At 30.3% G+C, this 18,694-nt stretch carries 13 protein-coding genes and 1 riboswitch; of the genes, 4 read left to right on the forward strand and 9 right to left on the reverse strand.

What is annotated here, in order from left to right; translation table 11 throughout:
• The first annotated feature begins 224 nt into the window (after positions 1 to 224).
• Complete coding sequence (locus tag HYG84_RS00760; RefSeq protein WP_212379816.1) at positions 225 to 1,817, forward strand: ABC-F family ATP-binding cassette domain-containing protein; 1,593 nt, start codon at positions 225 to 227, stop codon at positions 1,815 to 1,817.
• A gap of 85 nt (positions 1,818 to 1,902) precedes the next feature.
• Here the strand turns inward: HYG84_RS00760 and HYG84_RS00765 are convergent, their stop codons facing one another.
• The gene (locus HYG84_RS00765; RefSeq protein ID WP_212379818.1) at positions 1,903 to 3,009 is read right to left on the reverse strand and encodes an RtcB family protein; all 1,107 of its coding nucleotides are present in this window, start codon (positions 3,007 to 3,009) and stop codon (positions 1,903 to 1,905) included.
• 335 nt (positions 3,010 to 3,344) lie between these two features.
• Here HYG84_RS00765 and HYG84_RS00770 point away from each other — a divergent pair, with 335 nt between their 5' ends.
• Entirely contained in the window at positions 3,345 to 4,589 is a 1,245-nt protein-coding gene (locus HYG84_RS00770; protein WP_212379820.1) for an HlyC/CorC family transporter, read from the forward strand.
• A gap of 109 nt (positions 4,590 to 4,698) precedes the next feature.
• A riboswitch (TPP riboswitch) is annotated at positions 4,699 to 4,798 on the forward strand.
• Between the two features lie 130 nt (positions 4,799 to 4,928).
• A complete protein-coding gene (gene thiD / locus HYG84_RS00775) occupies positions 4,929 to 5,741 on the forward strand; it encodes a bifunctional hydroxymethylpyrimidine kinase/phosphomethylpyrimidine kinase (protein ID WP_212379822.1) in 813 nt (270 codons plus the stop codon).
• Between the two features lie 157 nt (positions 5,742 to 5,898).
• Here thiD and HYG84_RS00780 read toward each other — a convergent pair whose 3' ends face one another.
• From HYG84_RS00780 to HYG84_RS00805, 6 genes are all read right to left on the reverse strand, one after another.
• A complete protein-coding gene (locus HYG84_RS00780) occupies positions 5,899 to 6,342 on the reverse strand; it encodes a YaiI/YqxD family protein (RefSeq protein WP_212379824.1) in 444 nt (147 codons plus the stop codon).
• A 234-nt stretch (positions 6,343 to 6,576) separates the two neighbouring features.
• Positions 6,577 to 7,341: a MerR family transcriptional regulator gene (locus HYG84_RS00785; protein WP_212379826.1), complete on the reverse strand. Its 765-nt coding sequence runs from the start codon at positions 7,339 to 7,341 to the stop codon at positions 6,577 to 6,579.
• A 105-nt stretch (positions 7,342 to 7,446) separates the two neighbouring features.
• On the reverse strand, positions 7,447 to 9,228 hold the full coding sequence (locus HYG84_RS00790; protein WP_212379828.1) for an ABC transporter ATP-binding protein: 1,782 nt from the start codon (positions 9,226 to 9,228) through the stop codon (positions 7,447 to 7,449).
• Entirely contained in the window at positions 9,221 to 11,023 is a 1,803-nt protein-coding gene (locus tag HYG84_RS00795) for an ABC transporter ATP-binding protein (protein WP_249168684.1), read from the reverse strand. The genes HYG84_RS00790 and HYG84_RS00795 overlap by 8 nt, the downstream gene beginning before the upstream one ends.
• A 195-nt stretch (positions 11,024 to 11,218) precedes the next feature.
• Positions 11,219 to 12,406 (reverse strand): helix-turn-helix domain-containing protein, encoded by a 1,188-nt coding sequence (locus HYG84_RS00800; RefSeq protein WP_212379830.1) that lies wholly within the window; start codon positions 12,404 to 12,406, stop codon positions 11,219 to 11,221.
• A 17-nt stretch (positions 12,407 to 12,423) separates the two neighbouring features.
• Complete coding sequence (locus HYG84_RS00805) at positions 12,424 to 13,707, reverse strand: D-serine ammonia-lyase (protein WP_212379832.1); 1,284 nt, start codon at positions 13,705 to 13,707, stop codon at positions 12,424 to 12,426.
• A gap of 217 nt (positions 13,708 to 13,924) precedes the next feature.
• On the opposite strand from HYG84_RS00805, the gene HYG84_RS00810 reads away from it, so the two are divergent.
• Entirely contained in the window at positions 13,925 to 15,157 is a 1,233-nt protein-coding gene (locus HYG84_RS00810) for an aminopeptidase (RefSeq protein WP_212379834.1), read from the forward strand.
• Positions 15,158 to 15,295: 138 nt separating this feature from the next.
• On the opposite strand, the gene HYG84_RS00815 is transcribed toward HYG84_RS00810, so the two are convergent.
• Positions 15,296 to 17,206, reverse strand: coding sequence for a glycosyltransferase (locus HYG84_RS00815; protein WP_212379836.1), 1,911 nt, complete (start codon positions 17,204 to 17,206; stop codon positions 15,296 to 15,298).
• Positions 17,207 to 17,218: 12 nt separating this feature from the next.
• A complete protein-coding gene (locus HYG84_RS00820; RefSeq protein WP_212379838.1) occupies positions 17,219 to 18,571 on the reverse strand; it encodes a glycosyltransferase family 2 protein in 1,353 nt (450 codons plus the stop codon).
• Between the last annotated feature and the right edge of the window lie 123 nt (positions 18,572 to 18,694).

Genomic DNA, 18,694 nt, shown 5'->3' on the forward strand with positions numbered 1-18,694 from the left:
CCTTTGGTTTATCCAACAGCTACGAGTTCTAAGATTTCATCTAAATATACCTTATTCTATATTACCAAATTATTATTTTCAATAGTATACAAAAATAATGTTATTGTTAGTCTAATCTTTAATAGGCTTATTATCCTGTAGAATCATTAAAAGCGAGTGAACTTATCCATTATTTATGGTATAATATTAAAATTGACAAATATTATGTAAGGGATGGTAATGAATTGATAAATGTAAATAATTTAAGTATAGGATTTCAAGGACAAAAGCTATTTGATGATGTTAATTTAAAGTTTACACCTGGAAACTGCTATGGTGTAATTGGTGCTAATGGAGCTGGAAAGAGTACCTTTTTAAGAATATTATCAGGTGAAATAGAGCCAAATACTGGTGATGTATCTATTGCTCCTAATACACGTATGTCTGTTTTAAAACAGGACCACTATGAATATGACCAAAATGAAGTTATACAAACAGTTATTATGGGTAACAAAAGACTTTATGAAATTATGGTAGAAAAGGACGCTATCTATGCTAAAGAAGATTTCACAGATGAAGATGGAATAAGAGCATCAGAGCTTGAAGGTGAATTTGCAGAGATGGATGGCTGGAGTGCAGAATCTGAAGCATCATCTTTACTACAAGGTTTAGGTATAGGTACAGAGCTTCATTATAAGAAGATGGCAGATTTAACTGGTACTGAAAAGGTTAAGGTCCTACTTGCCCAAGCCCTATTTGGCAAACCTGGTATTCTTATTTTGGACGAGCCTACCAACCATTTAGATATTGCTGCTGTAAATTGGTTGCAAAACTTTTTAGGCGATTTTGAAGGAACTGTTTTAGTAGTATCCCACGATAGACATTTTCTTAATGAAGTATGTACCCATATGGTAGATATAGATTTTGGTAAAATTAAAATGTTTGTAGGAAACTATGATTTCTGGTATGAATCAAGCCAGTTAGCTCTTCAAATGATGAAAGATCAAAATAAGAAAAAAGAAGATAAAATAAAAGAACTACAAGCCTTTATCGCTAGATTTAGTGCAAATGCATCTAAATCTAAACAAGCTACCTCTCGTAAAAAATTACTAGAAAAGATATCTTTAGATGATATTCAGCCTTCTACCAGAAGATATCCTTTTGTAGGCTTTACTATGGAAAGAGAAGTAGGGAATGACATTTTGTTAGTAGACAATTTATCCAAAACTATAGATGGTGTAAAGGTGCTTGATAACGTTAGCTTTATAGTAAATAAGGGCGATAAAATTGCCTTTATAGGAGATAATGAAATAGCGATTACAACTTTATTTAAAATATTAATGGGTGAAATAGAACCTGATAGTGGTACAGTAAAGTGGGGAGTAACAATTACAAATTCTTATTTCCCTAAAGATAACTCTGAGTTTTTCAATGACGTAGATTTAAATCTTATAGATTGGTTGCGTCAATTCTCTGTAGAACAGTCTGAAATATATTTACGTGGATTTTTAGGTAGAATGCTATTCTCTGGGGATGAGGCATTAAAGAAAGTTAAAGTTCTATCTGGTGGAGAAAAGGTTAGATGTATGTTATCTAAAATGATGCTAGCTAATGCTAACGTTTTATTATTAGATCAACCTACAAATCATTTAGACCTAGAATCTATAACCTCTGTAAATAACGGACTAAGAGATTATAAGAGTAATGTTTTATTTACATCCCACGACCATCAATTTATACAAACCATAGCTAATAGAATAATTGAAATAACATCTACTGGTTACAATGATAGAGTTATGACATATGAAGAGTACATTGAGGCTTTTCTTAATAAATAGATGTGAATAAAAAACTCCCGGAGGTAGACTACCTTCTGGGAGTTTTTAAAATTACAATATATGCCTAAAAGTTACTTCATTACAACTACTCTGCAGCTTTAAAGTTATATATAGGTGTTATCTTCTCAACTATATCTACAGTATCTCCTATGTTGTTTACTATTTCATCTATAGGCTTATATGCAAAAGGGCATTCATCAAGTGTTTGTTTATTTACCGATGTTGTATAAATACCTTCCATTGTCTTTTTAAATTGATTAAGTGTAAATGAATTTTTAGCTTCTGTCCTACTCATAAGTCTTCCTGCACCATGGGGGGCTGAGAAATTCCAATTTTCATTACCTTTTCCAATACAAATAAGGCTACCATCACGCATGTTTATTGGTATTAAAAGTTTTTCGCCGTACTTAGCTGAAACTGCACCTTTTCTTAGAATCATATTCTCCGTATCTATATAATTATGAATAGTTGTAAATTGTTCTACCACATCAAGCTTCATACCTTTAATTATTTCCTGAATCATAGCCTTACGATTTAATTCTGCAAAAAGTTGAACAATTTTCATATCATGAATATAATCTTCAAATAGCTGTCCTGATACATAAGCTAAAGCTTTCGGTATATCTTCCTTTGTATTATTAGTTGATTTATAAGCCTCTTCTTGATAAAGACTTGCAACCTCATGTCCTAAATGACGACTACCTGAGTGAATAGATATGTATATATTTCCTTTACTATCTTTATTTGCTTCAATAAAGTGGTTTCCACCACCTAAAGTTCCAATACTACGTCTAGCCCTATTAATGTTAACTTTGCTTTTACATTTAAGCTCATTCAAGTCAATTTCATCATTAAATTTATGCTCTTTATCTCTTATATTAAATCCGCAAGGTATTTTGCTATAAATTAACTTATCTAATTTTTGCAGCTCTATATTTCGATTTTTAATCTTTATAGCCTCTATACCACAACCGATGTCAACACCAACAAGGTTTGGAACAATTTTATCATCAATTGTCATTGTGGTCCCTATAGTACATCCTGCTCCACTATGAACATCCGGCATTATCCTTATCTTACTTCCTTTTATAAACTCCTGATTAAGCAAGTTTTCAATCTGCTTTACTGCACCTTCTTCAATATTTTTAGTATAAACTATTGCATTGTTATATTTACCATTTATCTCAATCATAGCGAGTATTCCTTTCAAACTTTTATTAATATATTATAAATATCCTAATATGTAGAAAAATACCTACTAGAATATTTATTTATATTATATGATTTAATTGACTGAATGACAAGCTGAGTATGTCATCCTTTTAATAGTCTAATATAGTTATTCCTAATAAGAAAATAATATCGACTAACATCTTAGACTCATTATATTTCCATAGTCAATAGTTAATTTAAGCTGATTATTCTGAAAATCAGCCCTAAAAAAGTATCATTTTACTAGAGAATTTATGATATAATTATTTTGATAATATTTTAAGCATTAGAATAATATGAGGAGTGTGGTAAATTTTGGACCCTGATAGTATGTGGCAAATTATAGTTTTATTGGGACTTTTGTTTTGTTCTGCTTTTTTCTCTACATCGGAAACAGCGCTTATGTCATTAAGTAAAATTCGTGTAAGGTATATGGTAGAAGAGAAAGTAAAAGGGGGAGATTTAGTAGAACGACTAGTAAAAGATCCTAATAAACTTTTAGGTACAATTCTTGTAGGCAATAATATTGTAAATATTGGTGCGTCTGCATTAGCTACCTCATTAGCCTTAGATTTTTTTGGTAGTAAAGGTGTATTTATATCAACAGGGATTATGACATTATTAGTATTAATATTTGGTGAAATAACACCTAAATCCCTTGCTGCACAATTTCCAGAAAAAGTTTCATTAAAGGTTAGTAAGCCTCTTTCTTTCATCGTTACTTTGTTAAATCCAATTGTTATTGTTCTGATGTATTTAACAAATGGAATCCTGAATATACTAGGTATTAAAACTGATAATGCACAACCTATTATAACCGAGGAAGAACTGCGTACAATTGTTGCAGTTAGTGAGGAAGAAGGAGTTTTAGAAACGGAAGAAACACAAATGATACATAATGTTTTTGAATTTGGAGATCTTCAAATTAAAGATGTAATGATTCAAAGAACAGATATTGTTGCGATAGATATTGATCTTCCATTCCAACAGGTTATAGATAAGGTTAAGGATGAGCAGTTTTCTAGATACCCTATCTATAAAGAAGGTATAGACAATATTATTGGAGTTTTAAATGTTAGAGATTTAATTTTCCTTGATAATAAAAAGGATAATTTTAATATAGAGGAGTATGTAAGAAAGCCTTATTATACATTTGAATTTAAAAAAATTAGCGATACTTTTACAGAAATGAAGAAAAACAGAACCCATATGGCCATCGTGCTAGATGAATATGGAGGTACCGCTGGAATTATTACTATAGAAGATTTAATCGAAGAAATTGTCGGAGATATCGAAGATGAATACGATGAATTTGAAAGTGAAGTCCAATTTGTTAAAGATGGTGAATATATTATAATTGGCAGTACCAAGATTAATACAGTCAACGAAATTTTAGATACAAACTTCGAATCTGAAGATTTTGATTCCATTGGTGGCCTAGTCATAGAATCTCTAGGAAGATTACCTAAATTAGGTGAAAAAGTAGAATATGATAATATTACACTTATAGTAGAGAGTATCGAAAGAAATCGAATAAAAACAGTAAAGGTTTATATATAAAATAAAAATCGATTGGGTTATGTAAAGTAGTCTGTGCCCTTGTGAAAAAATAAATGAGAAAAACACTCTATTTTTATTTGAAAATAGGTGTGGAAAATTGAATATGGTTTATCGCTTGCGGGGGGACTACTTGTAGTTGAGAAGGTTAAAACCTGACCCTTTGAACCTGTTGGTTAAGACCAACGTAGGGAAGCAAATCAATTACATACTATGTTATTTATTGGGTGCTTTCCGTGATACGGATTGCACCCATTTTTTTGTCTAACTATGAGGATAATCTGATTTCTGTTAGCACAGGATGATGGTAATTATATATCCAATATTAAAGGAGGATTTCTAATGAAAAAAGTATTGAGTATCGCAGGATCGGATTGCAGTGGAGGTGCCGGAATTCAGGCTGATTTAAAAACATTTTCTGCCCATGGCGTTTTTGGCATGAGCGTCATCGTGTCCATAGTGGCCGAAAACACAAGTCGTGTCATCGACATACAGGATGTTACACCAGATATGATTCAGAAGCAGATTGACGCTGTTTTTGAGGATATTGAGGTTGATGCTGTAAAGATAGGTATGCTATCCACACCGCACTGTATGAAGGCAGTTGCAGAAAAGCTCCGTCAGTATAAGGCGAGAAACATTGTAATTGACCCTGTAATGTATGCAAAAAACGGATGTCCGCTGATGAACCCAAATGCCGTTGATACGCTGATAAAGGTTGTTATTCCATGTGCAGACGTACTTACACCAAACATTCCAGAAGCAGAAAAGATTTCAGGTATGACTATCAGCTCTATGGAAGACATGGAAGCTGCCGCAAAGCGGATCTACGAAATGGGTTGCCGAAATGTTATTGTCAAGGGCGGTCACGCTATTGGTAATGCCATTGATGTTCTGTATGACGGCAAACAATTTTATCACTATGAAACATACCGTATCAACACTAAAAACACACATGGAACCGGCTGTACATTTTCGTCTGCTATCACATCTAACCTAGCCCTTGGACTACCTATACCACAAGCGGTGGAACAAGCAAAGCAATATGTAACCACCGCCATTAAACATGCTCTTTCTATTGGAAAAGGAAATGGGCCAACTCATCATTTTTATGACCTGTATCGAAATGGTTTACAAAAAAGCGATGTGCTTTAATGCATGATGTATCAACGTCATCCGCTGCTGTTTTATTATATGACAAAAAGGAAGCAACTAAATTCTTGTTGCCTCCTTTTTCCATACCCTCTACTTTAATGATTACTAAAAACGGAACTACTATATATTTTGCTCTCCTAATATTTCATAGTAAGATTTATTCCTTTGCCAGATTAGCCACTAGCTCTCTAAATTTTTCTTCAAATAGAATATCATTTTCCCTTGTTCGCTTTGGTATTTTTGTATATTTTTTATGTTTTCTTCTCATCTCTTGGCCAAGATGTCTTTGCATTAATAATTCATCTATATTATCATCAGTATAGCACCATCCATTTTGATTAATTGCTATAGCTCTTTTGGCAATAGCCATTGCAGCTACACCATAATCTTGAGTAACCACAATATCTCCCTCTTTTGTGTGATTGATCAAAGTAATATCTACTACATCTTTGCCTTGATCCACTGTTATAATTTCTGCATAATCATCATATAGATCATGACAAATATTTTTTATCATAATTAACTTTATATTGTATTCCTTTGCCACATTTAGAATTATGTCCTTAACAGGACATCCATCAGCATCAACTAATATTTTCATATGTCCTCCTTCTTTTTTGTATAATATTTTCTATAATGCTAATAACTTTCTATATACATTTTATGTTTCCCTGCTTATTTTTTTTAAAATCTATATAATCATTGCATAATGTAGTAGCTTATACTTCTGGAGATATCAATATAATGTTATATTAAACTTACTCTTATAAATAAATACTATTGTCGCTCAAAAAAGGCGACTGGTTACCCAATCGCCTTTTAATTCTTTAAAATACTATTTTTCTATTCCTGTGTAAATCAGGATGGCATCTCTTAAAAATTCTGCTGTACCTGGCTCATCTTTATCATAGTATGCTGTAAATCTTTCATCATCAACATACATTTGAGCAAGTCCAGCATGAGCCTCTTTGCTATACTCTATCCAATAAAATGTCAGCCACTTTTTATGAAGCTCCGCTGCTTTTTGTGCTAATTCACTGGCTGGATCTCCAGTTTTAAAAGCCTCTGCTAAAGTCTTATTTAATTCCTCTGCTAGACTTGTTACTTCATCATATTCTGTTTGAGTCATATTTTTTAATTTTGCATTTGACTTGTCAATAGTTTCATTGCCATATTTTTCTCGAATTTGTTTACCATATTTCTTCTCATTATCATCAATCATTTTTTGCTTAAAACCTTCAAATTTTTCTCTATCACTCATTTTAATTCTCCCTTCTACTGATGCTATGCTCTTTTCCACATTAGCTATCAATAAATCTAATTGTTTTCTTTTTTCAAGGAGATTTTCACGATGTTCTTTAAGTGCATTTGCTCCATCAAAGGAAGGTGAAGCTACTATATCCTTTATTCTATCTAGGCTCAACCCTAATTCTCTATAGAACAAAATTTGTTGTAACCTATTAACTTCTGCTTCACCGTAAATACGATATCCTGATGAATTGATTCTTGCCGGCTTTAGAATTCCAATTTCATCATAATATCTAAGGGTTCTCGTACTAATACCTGCTAAATTTCCTAGTTTTCGCACTGTATATTCCATAATCTTACCTCCTTAAGACCAATATACACATTTACGTAGCGTCAATGTCAATAGGTTTTCATAAGTATTTTTGTAATATTAATTTCATCAATTAAAATCAAGATGTTACGTTACATAATATGTGGCTTGAGTATTATACATATTAGCATAAAGTGAATCCTCATTTTTTATAAGATCATAATGGTTTCCATATTCAATAATCTCTCCATCCTTAAAAACAGCAATCCTATCCGAGAATCTAGTACTTGAAAGCCTATGGGAAATATATATTGCTGTTTTACCCTTAACTAAATTATTAAAGCTGTTGTATACTTCATATTCTGAAATTGGATCTAGAGCAGATGTAGGCTCATCTAATATGACAATAGGTGAATCCTTATAAAGTGCTCTAGCTATAGCTATTTTTTGAGCTTGCCCACCTGAAAATTCGATCCCTTTTTCATCAAAATTCTTATAAATATTTGTATCAATTCCATTATTGAGTTTAGCTAAATCATCTCCAAATCCTACTTTATCAAGACATGAAATAATTATTTCTTCATCATCTCGCCCTTCACAAATTTTATTAGACAAATTATCTCTTATGGAAAAAGAAAGTAGTTTAAAATCTTGGAACACGATTGCTAATAGCTTCATATATTCCTCATATGTATATTCCTTTATATCTACACCTCCAAGTAATATACTTCCCTCTGTAGGTTCATATAGTCTTGATATCAGCTTAATAAATGTTGTTTTGCCTGCTCCATTTAACCCAACAACAGATAGCTTTTCTCCCGTTTTAATGACAATGGATATATTCTTTAAAGTGTATTCCTTTTTATTAGGATATTTAAAACTAATATTTTTAAATTCTATTTCAAAATCTTTTATATTTGATGTTGAAATACTCCCTCTTGAATTCTTTGACTCAATACTATCAAATTTAATAAAAAGCTCAAGATACATGCACATCTGATTTATTTCAATAATTGAATTTACTAAAGACATTATAGAAGTGCTAAAATTTTTTACTGCATTTGCATACATTGTAAAGCTCCCTATGCCAATTGTTTCTTTAATTACTCCCATAGCAAGATATGCATAAATAAAGATCATTTGTATTTGCATATTTATATTACTTATTCCAGAATACTTTCCTATAGCTGTAAATTGCCTAGAGTATATGTGCAAAAGATTATCCGTAAAATACTTTGATTTTTTTAGTATTAATGGTGCAACCTTATATAATCTAATATCCTTTCCCATTGAAAAATCTGATGTCATCCTTAGAAAATAACCAAATGCTCTATTGTCAAATATAGCTTTCTGATTATCCTCAAATCGAATTTTTTCGATTTTCTTAAATATAAATGAATTTACAAATACTATAAATAATACTACTGCAATAATTATTGGATTTAAAATGGCTAGAATATATCCAAGACCAAGTAAAGTAATAGTTTCATAAATAATTATAGAAGCATTCTCTAAAGTTCTTCCTATGGCATCTAGATTGTATATAGAGAAAAACGCTCTCTCCTTAAGGTCTAACACCTCTGGATTCTCAATATTTTCAAAATCCATATCAACACATTTTTCTCCTAAATATGAATCCATCTTGTTAAATAAATCTATTCTTGCTAATTCCATAATTCTTATAAAATGATTATTAATTATTTTAAGTAGCAAATTTCCAATAGTCAGTACCACAACATAAATAATTAATCTCTTTATACTTTTACCACCTAGGAGCTCATCAATTATTAATTTTGGTATTATAATATTTAAAAATGGAGTCCATGCTTTAAAAACGGAAGCCAGAATAGACTTTAAAATGTAGGTTTTAGATATTCTATTAGTTAGCTTAAAAAAATACTTAAGTGTTTTTATGTTAGTACTAAGCATAAGACTCTTCCTCCTTATAATATCTTGCTTGAATATTGAACATATTAGCATATAAATTTCCTAGCTTCATTAGCTCATCATGGGTACCATATTCCTTCAATTCTCCATTTTCAATAAAAGCTATATTATCACAAAATCTTGTACTAGAAAGTCTATGTGAAATATAAATTGCGGTTTTATTATCAATAAGATTATTAAAGGTTTTATATAGCTTATACTCAGCCAAGGCATCAAGGGCTGCTGTTGGTTCATCCATTATTATAATTTTTCCGTTCTTATACAAAGCTCTTGCAATTGCAAGTTTTTGATTTTCTCCCCCAGATAACTCTATACCTTCTTCATCTAAGATCTTGAGTATGTTAGTTAAAATTCCTTTTTCTAAGGAATCAATTTTTTCTTTTAGTCCTGCTTTTTCTATTGAATCATTTAATTGATTATCCTCTTGGTCATTATCTTTAAAAGCTATGTTCTCCTTAATGTTAAAGGCAAAAAGCTTAATATCTTGAAATACTACTGAAAATAAATCTAAATATTCATTTTCATCAAAATCATTTATATTAATTCCATTAACTAATATTTCTCCACTAGTAGGTTTGTATAATCTTGTTAGAAGTTTTACTAAAGTAGTTTTACCCGCTCCGTTTATACCTACTATAGCTAATCTTTCACCAGCCTTTATATGAAGAGAAAAGTCTTTTAAAATATGTCTATCACTATGGGGATATTTAAAGGAAATATTTCTAAATTCAATTTCATAGTTTTCTTTACCTGGTATGTTCTTTGGATTAGGGTTTAGTTTGGGTTTCTTTTTATTCAAAAAATTGCAAAAATCACTGATATACAAGCTTTGAATCTTAATTGTAGCTATATCCTTCATAGTTGAATCCATCCAGACTGCAAAGCTATTCATGGCTAGAGAATACATAACAAAATCCCCTATAGACAATCCTCCATATATAACCCTATATATAAGATAAGAGTATATAATTACTTCTCTTAAAAATATTAAAATAGTATCTAACACTGAAGCTTTAAATATATAATCTTGTATCGCTTTAACAATTTTTAGCATTCTTTTATTAGATTCATGTTTTTTAGAAAGTAGTAGATTTTTTAAACCATAAGCTCTTATATCCTTACCAAATTGAAAATCAGACAATGTGGAAGAAGCATAATAAACTTCCCTTTCTTCTTTTGCTAGATCATCCTTTCTACTTCTTTCATAATTCTTGGCCTTAATCATAATGAAATAGGACATTAATATAGTTAATACAAGAATAGATAAAATAATTGGACTAAGCTTAAATATTATAGTCGCAAAAGCAAAAAAACCTATAAGACTTCCAAATATACTAAATAATTTTAATATTACTATACCAATACCATTATTGGGGTTTTGAATAGTTCTTAGGGCTATATTTATTTCATTTAATGTATTTGGATCTTCAGTATATGAAAAATCCATAGTCATAGTTTTTTCACTTAACATATGAATAAAATTATATCTTACAGCATTCATTTTCATTCTAAAATTTCCCTGTAAATACTCGGTTAAAAATCCTATTGTAGATGCAGTTATTAGTGCTAAACCTAAGATCTTTATTAATACTATTATTCTTTTTCCTCCTAAAAGCTCATCTATTAAGAGCTTAGGTACAAAAATCCATATAAAAGGTGAAATTGCATAAAAAATTGAGTATAAAGCAATTGATATAAATATGGATTTCTTCCATAAATAAATATATTTAGTAACGAAAAATATATTTTTTATACTTTTAAACCTTTCCTTTTTCATAATAATCCCCTCCCAATAATTATTTATATCTTCATTATAATAGTTTGCTTAAAATATTATAATGAAATGATATTGGGAAAATTCAATATAAAAACAGGGCTTAAGCCCTGTTAAAGTTGTACATTTATGAAAATTACTATATTAGTTTAAATGAATATGGTTTTTAAACCTAGATACAGATTAATTTAAACTTTCTTACTTATGAATATTAGAATACAAATACTCTGTTACTAAAAGAGCATCCTTATATCTTCTATTAGCCTTATAGGCATCTATAAGAAAGTCACCATAAAATTTAGTATTAGAAAATTTATTGTATTTCTTTGATGTATTATAGATATTAATAAGCTTTTCCAAATACTCTTCTGAATGAGTATAATCCTTAGTGCTAACCATGATCCCAATAAGATCGTTTACTGCTTTTAGTTTATTTGTTTCCATTAATTTTTTATAAGAAATATTAGCATCTTCCCTCTTATTATATCTTAAGTATAGAAAACAAAGCTTTTGATATGTTTTTTCTATGGAATCAATATCCTCCATTGGACATAGTCTCAATGCTACAAGTAAAAATTCTTCTGACTTGCTAAAATCAGTAGATAAATATGCTATTCCCATATGATAATAAATTAAATAATTCAATCTATCATTTTTAACAAATTCTAAGAGGGTAAGGGCTTTGTCATAATATTTTTGCATTGTAGGTATATGAAAATCCATATAAATATTACCAAGTATCATACAAATATCTATCTGCAATCTAATACACCCTTCATTATAGGCTAAATTAAGTGCCTCTAAAAATAACTCAATAGCTTCATAATATTTGCCATCAAGCCACTTTATGTAGCCTATTTGATTAATAACATATGCAGTATAATTTATCTTCTTTGCTTCTTCAAGTAAGTTAATATCTTCATTCACATAACCTGTAATAAGGTAAGCCTTATATAATTGATCATTATCCATGTATTCTTTATATTCTAGTATATCAGTACTTTTTACTTCAAATAAGGTATCATATAGTTCAAAAAGCTGATAGTCAATATTTAAAGGAGAATTCAAATAAAGAGATTTATTTTTTCTTATTTCCTCTAGCTTGTCTTTGTCTACTGGTATACCGAAATAATTAGCTTTTGAAATCTCCTCAAATAATCGCTTTCCATTCCTAACAAATTCTATATCATTATTAAAGTTAACTCCCAATCTCTTAAAAAGCATTCTTGTAATATCTTCACTTGGTACAATATTGCCCTTTTCAATCTTACTTAAATATGAAATTGAGCAAATTCCTTTACACAAATATTCCTGTTTCAGTCCTAATTTTTCCCTATTACTTTTTATTAATAACCCTGTTATATTTTTTCTGGTTTCATGTAACACCTTAACAATTCACCCCATTATTTGTTCCTAGAATTTTTCCCCTCTGAATAATACTCTTTTCTTATACTTTCAGGCACCAAGCTACCACCAGTAGACCAGCACAGGTGGGTTGCATTTTCACTTTTATAAAAATCAGAAACAAATATAGGTCCTAAAAATCCAGCAAGAGCTGATGGTTCTATATAAATATCCTCTTCATCAACTAAGTCCGCCAAAAAACTATATAGTCTTTCATCATCTATAGTAAATGCTCCACTTAAGGTCTCTTCCATTATCTTGCCTACAAAGGAAGATGGTCTTCCTACCGCCAAGCCATCTGCAACAGTCTTATTATCTAAACCTATATCCTCCGCAGAAATTTTATCGTGAAGTCCAGTTGCTAAACCTAAGAGCATTGCAGGAGAATGGGTAGGTTCTGCAAAAAAGCATCGTACATCGTCACCATACATAAGTTTTAGACCATAGGCAACTCCTCCTGGTCCCCCACCTACACCACAGGGAAGATATACAAATAGTGGGTGATCCTTGTCTACAGCAATACCCATATCATCTAGTTGTTTTTTAGTTCTCATCCCCCCTACTGCATAGCCTAGAAATAAATTCTTTGAGTTTTCATCATCTATAAAATAACTGTTAGGGTCAATATCTGATAGTTTTCGTCCTTCTTCTACAGCCTTTGAATAGTCAGAAGCATATTCAACAACCTTAACACCTTTAGACCTTAAAAGTTCTTTTTTCCACTGCCTTGCATCTGATGACATATGTACAACTACTTTAAAACCAAGTTTTGCACTCATTATGCCTATACTAAGTCCTAGATTGCCTGTACTCCCCACTTGAATAGTATAGTTGGAGAAAAACTCCTTAAATCTATCTTCTGCAAGTATAGAATAATCATCTTCATATTTAAGTAATTCATTTGCAATAGCTAACTCTTCCGCATGCTTTAAAACCTCATATATTCCTCCCCTAGCTTTTATTGATCCCGCGATAGGAAGTAGATCATCTCTTTTTAGTATTAAATTGCCATAGATTTTTTTATTATAGTTCTTTTCCATTCTTTTTTTCATATTAGATATTTTAGATATTGGTGACTCAATAATTCCATCCATACTTGCTGGAAAAACTATCTTTATATATGGAGCAAACCTATTTAATCTCTCTTCAGTATCTAATACATCTTCATATGAAATTGGTAATGTATCTTTAACTTGGTCAAATTTTTTATATTTGGGATTAAACCAAATTGTTTCTTTTAATCTTTTTAATTCATCTAATAATAGTGAGTTTTTATTCTCCATAATGCCCTCCTTAAAATTTTATACTTTATCAGTCATAAATACTAGTATAGAATATTCTAATAATATCTAATACTATTATATTTCATTAAAAATATAAAGCAAAGTGGTAAATTTCTTCAAATTTACTCTATATAATAAAGCTAAAAATTTGAAATTATGCTAAAATATAATTATTGCATAGATAAAATCATTTATAAAAGATTAAAGGGGGGATATTATGGTAAATTTAGAGCAAAATCTTGAAAAGTATGCTGAGCTTGCTGTAAGAGTTGGTATCAATTTGAAAGAAAAAGAAGGTCTACTTATTGCAGGAAATGCTGATACTCTACCTTTAGCAAGACTTGTAATGAAAAAGGCTTATGAAGCAGGTGCAAAACATGTAGAGTTTCAGTTAGCTGATGACGAAATGAGCTTGATTAGATTTAAGCATGGAAAAGATTATGTATTTGAAAACTTTCCACAGTGGAAGGTTGACTCCTTAGAGGCTATGTATAAAGACAATTATCATCATCTTTTCATTGCTGCGCCAGACCCAGAGTTATTAAAGGATATTGATGGAGACTTAGTTGCAAAAAGCCAAAAAACAGCATCTCTAGCAGTATCATCTGTTATGAAATATAGAATGACTGGATTTACAAAATGGTGTATAGTTGCTATGCCTTCATTAGCATGGGCAAAAAGTGTATTTCCAGATTTAGATAATGAAACTACAATCGAAAAACTATGGGAAAAGGTCTTCGAAGCAACCCGTGTTGATCGAGATAATCCAGTAGAAGCATGGCAAATACACGATAACAATATAAAAAAATATAGAAACTTTTTAAATGAAAAGCAGTTTGAAAAATTAGTATTAAAAGCTCCTGGAACAGACTTGGAAGTATATCTTGCAGAGGATCGCTTTTGGATGGGGGGATCTAAGGACAGTCAAGCTGGAGATCCATTTGTTGCAAATATCCCTACTGAGGAAGTATTTACTACTCCCCATGCTTTAAAGGTTAATGGAACTTTAAAAGCTACAAAACCACTTAGCTTAAATGGAAAAATTGTAGACAATTTTGGATTTACATTTAAAGATGGAAAAGTAGTTGATTTCTATGCTGAAAAAGGCTACGATGTTTTAGAAAAATTAATGGAAAACGATGAGGGTGCTAAATACTTAGGTGAAGTTGCATTAGTTCAAAATGACTCTCCTATTTCAAATACAGGTATACTTTTTAATAATACATTATTTGATGAAAATGCTTCGGTTCATTTTGCACTTGGTAGGGCATATGCATATGCTATGATAGGTGGTTCTGATATGACAGACGAAGAACTAAAAGCAAAGGGTGCAAATTTTAGTTTAATCCACGTTGACTTTATGGTAGGTGGGCCAGAGCTACATATTACTGCCTATGAAAAAGATGGTACCGAGGTTGAATTATTTAAAGCTGGAAATTGGGTGTTTTAGTTAACTTATATAAGCCTGAGAATCTATTGTAGATTTTCAGGCTATTATATTCTATTTAATAAAAACACATCTCACATAAAAAAATTATTACAAAATAATCATTTAGCGAATAAAAATAGGACTCACTCTATTACATTTTTATATAAGCTCTTCATAAAGTTCAATCGTTCTATGGGCCACCAAATCCTCATCAAACATTTCTTTGCACCATTTTTTACTCCAAAGTCCGATTTTTTTACGGTCTTTTGGTTTGTCTAATAACGATTTAATTGCTTTTGTTAATGTAATGATATCTGGCTTTTCAATTGCATCGTGATCGCCAAAGTATGTTTTCCATTGTAATTCCTTCATCTCCTCAGATACAATGCCTACATATCCTTCATTTCCTATAGATATGACAGGCTTACAGCAACTCATAGCCTCAAGTGCTACCCTGCCAGTTCCAACAACAATATCGCTTTCTAAATAATACTGGATCACGTCAAAGCTTGCACCCTCAAGATGAATCAAATCTCTTCCTATACTATTATTTATCAAATCTACTTCTCTTTTTATTATGCTGCTATCAGAACCATCACCCACTACAATAGCATATAAATTTTCATATTGTAATGCAAGGTTATGGCAGCTAAAAATAAAATTTTCTGCAGCTATAGTTTTGTTCCATGCCAATCTACTACAATATGTTATAACGATCCCATCATCTGGAATATTTAGTCTCTTCCTTATAGTATTATCTTTTTTATCTTTCATTTGCTCCTGTATATTTATTCCATTAGGTATAACAATAACCTTATCCTTTACCCTCTTTCCTAGTTGACCACATATCATTTCCTTTACTGGTTCACTAACAGCAATTATAGAACTAGCATTAATACATGTACTATAGAGGATATCTTTAGGATAAAATAGTCCGTGCAATGTAACAATATAAGGGATATTACATTTCTTATATATTTGATTAGCAATTGACATGCTTCCGAATAAGTGACTGTGAATAAGATTAATATTTTCCCTATCAATAATTTGCTTTACTGTATTTAACAGTCCAAATAAATGTCTATTTGAGATGTAATCACCTTTAATTGGTACTTTTACAATCTTAATTCCACTATCCTCAAACATTCTAGTCAATGGCCCCCCACTAGTTCCAACAACAACATATATACCTTTATCAATTAAACTCTTAACTAAATTAAGTACATGGGTTTCAGTTCCACCTATATTTAATGAATCTATTAGCATAAGTATTCTTATATCACTTCCTTGATTTAAATTTATACTAACCTTATTTATTTTAGCATTTTGATATAATTTACTATACAGTATATAATTTTTAATATCACTATTTTCTATGGCTATTCTAGTATGTTCTTCATAGCCACGTTGATTAACAATATGATAAGCTTCATTATGTCTTCTGTATGAATAAAGTACTTTATTCACCTTTTCAACTCCACCTATTTTAATAAGTTCTAATAGTAGCTCTATTTGATCATCAAATTCTTGGTTGAGCTGACTTAATATAATCTTATCTAGAAGCTGTTTACGTATCATTAAGGTGGGAAATATTATCGGTATAAAATTTCCAATAATAGCATTTAAAATACTTTCTTTATCTATATTATGGTTTTGAATTTTGTCAATAAAAATACATTGATTTATATAGTCTGTATCGTATGTGAAACATTTTATAAGACAAGAAACCATACCAAGTTCTTTATGTGCTTGTAAATAGGCTACCTGCCTTTCAATTCTACTAGGCAAGCTTATATCATCTGGATCATGTCTGATTATAAATTCACCTTTTGCACGACTTAGTCCCTCTTTAAAGCTAGCATTTAATCCTTTATTTGATCCTAATTGTATTACTTTTATTCTATCATCTTTAATTTCCCTAACTATTTTTAGTGTATTGTCAGTGGAATTATTGTCCAGTACTATAATCTCAAAATTCTTATAGGTCTGCTTTAATATACTTTTAATACTTTCATCAATATATTTATCACAATTATACACAGGCATAATTATACTAACTAAAGGGTCCATATATATCCACCTCTATACTTCATAATGCAACACATCCTTAAGGTTTTGTACTCTGTATCCATTATTTATAATCCTATATATAAACTCGAAATCCTCATGCTTATCAATAGTTTTATTCATACCAGCTGTATGATCCACTACTACACTTCTTAACATAATAGTATTTATATTTACACATGGAGTATATTCCATTGTATAAGAATATTCAATATCATCATCGAATTTAATTACAGGAGCTTCCTCAGTTGTATTAGTTCCAATCAGGCTATACATAAAATTATCGTTTAAAAATTCTACCTGTTTACTAATCTTAGTATTGTCATTAATACTATTTACAGTATTAAAAACAATAAATTCTCCTTTAGATAAATAAGAGCCTACATTATAAACCCAGGGATACCCTATTTCTATAGGTAATCTAAAATAAATTATATCTTTAATATTAAAACTAGGATTTTCTTGTCTATACTGAGAATACCATTTTATTATTTCTTCTTCATAGCTATTTTCTAAGGCGTCATCTATAATGATTATTTCAATATCTGAATAAGTTTGGTCACTAATATCTTTTAGCGATCTTAAAATACTATCTCTATTATTTTCTATTGGCAATACTACAGATACCTTCCCAATAATTTTCTTTGATTCTTCTTTCATTTTTTTCATTGCTTCTTTGTACTCTTCCGTAGCTCGTTCTGGATGAGTACGTACGTAAAGAAGATCTTCCTTTAAGTTGCTGACAATATAATCTGCACGTATAATTTCATTAATAAAGAACACATCATTCGCTTTATTTACAAAGCGTTTGCATCCAATTATGTTTTCAAGTATATTAGCCCTAAACAGAATAGAGCCAAAGCATACACAATGTTTAAACTCATTTTTATAGTTACTTTCTATCTTTTCAGCATTATAACTTAACCAGTCTGGTATATACACAATATTATTTATATGTTTAGTAAATGCCTTAAATCCAGTTCCAACAACAGCACAATTGTAATTTTGATTTAAATATTCAACCTGTTTTTGTAATTTTTCCTTATGACTTATATCGTCGGAATCGTGTATAGCAATATACTCTCCTTTAGAAACACAAAATCCAATATTTAATGCCCATGTTTGTGAGCAATTTCGAGGTAACCTTACGTAGGTAAAATCCCTAAATATACCTTCATTTCTTTTAATCCAATTGTCTATAACTTGTTTTGTATTATCTGTAGAACAATCATCAATAATAATTATTTCTATATTTGAATATGTTTGATTTTTTAACCCATCTAAAGCTTCACATATATATTTTTCATAGTTATAAGTTGCCATTATTACGCTTACAAGACCACTCTCTCTATTCCAAAAACTTGCCATCTTTAATCCTCCTAATATATTATTCTGAGTCCCATGTAATATATTTAGTAATTAATGTTTAGTTAAGTTGTTAAACTGTCTGATATCCATGTATTGATTCCAGCATCAAAACTTAAAAGAAAT

Origin of the sequence: Alkaliphilus sp. B6464 (assembly GCF_018141165.1) — a bacterium.
Taxonomy (GTDB): Bacteria; Bacillota; Clostridia; order Peptostreptococcales; family Natronincolaceae; genus Alkaliphilus_B.

Coding starts and splice junctions, on each gene's coding strand:
- HYG84_RS00815 (WP_212379836.1), bottom strand. CDS start 17,206: ATGGACCCTTTAGTTAGTATAATTATGCCTGTGTATAATTGTGATAAA.
- HYG84_RS00785 (WP_212379826.1), bottom strand. CDS start 7,341: ATGGAATATACAGTGCGAAAACTAGGAAATTTAGCAGGTATTAGTACG.
- HYG84_RS00820 (WP_212379838.1), bottom strand. CDS start 18,571: ATGGCAAGTTTTTGGAATAGAGAGAGTGGTCTTGTAAGCGTAATAATG.
- thiD (WP_212379822.1), top strand. CDS start 4,929: ATGAAAAAAGTATTGAGTATCGCAGGATCGGATTGCAGTGGAGGTGCC.
- HYG84_RS00795 (WP_249168684.1), bottom strand. CDS start 11,023: ATGAAAAAGGAAAGGTTTAAAAGTATAAAAAATATATTTTTCGTTACT.
- HYG84_RS00790 (WP_212379828.1), bottom strand. CDS start 9,228: ATGCTTAGTACTAACATAAAAACACTTAAGTATTTTTTTAAGCTAACT.
- HYG84_RS00805 (WP_212379832.1), bottom strand. CDS start 13,707: ATGGAGAATAAAAACTCACTATTATTAGATGAATTAAAAAGATTAAAA.
- HYG84_RS00780 (WP_212379824.1), bottom strand. CDS start 6,342: ATGAAAATATTAGTTGATGCTGATGGATGTCCTGTTAAGGACATAATT.
- HYG84_RS00810 (WP_212379834.1), top strand. CDS start 13,925: ATGGTAAATTTAGAGCAAAATCTTGAAAAGTATGCTGAGCTTGCTGTA.
- HYG84_RS00765 (WP_212379818.1), bottom strand. CDS start 3,009: ATGATTGAGATAAATGGTAAATATAACAATGCAATAGTTTATACTAAA.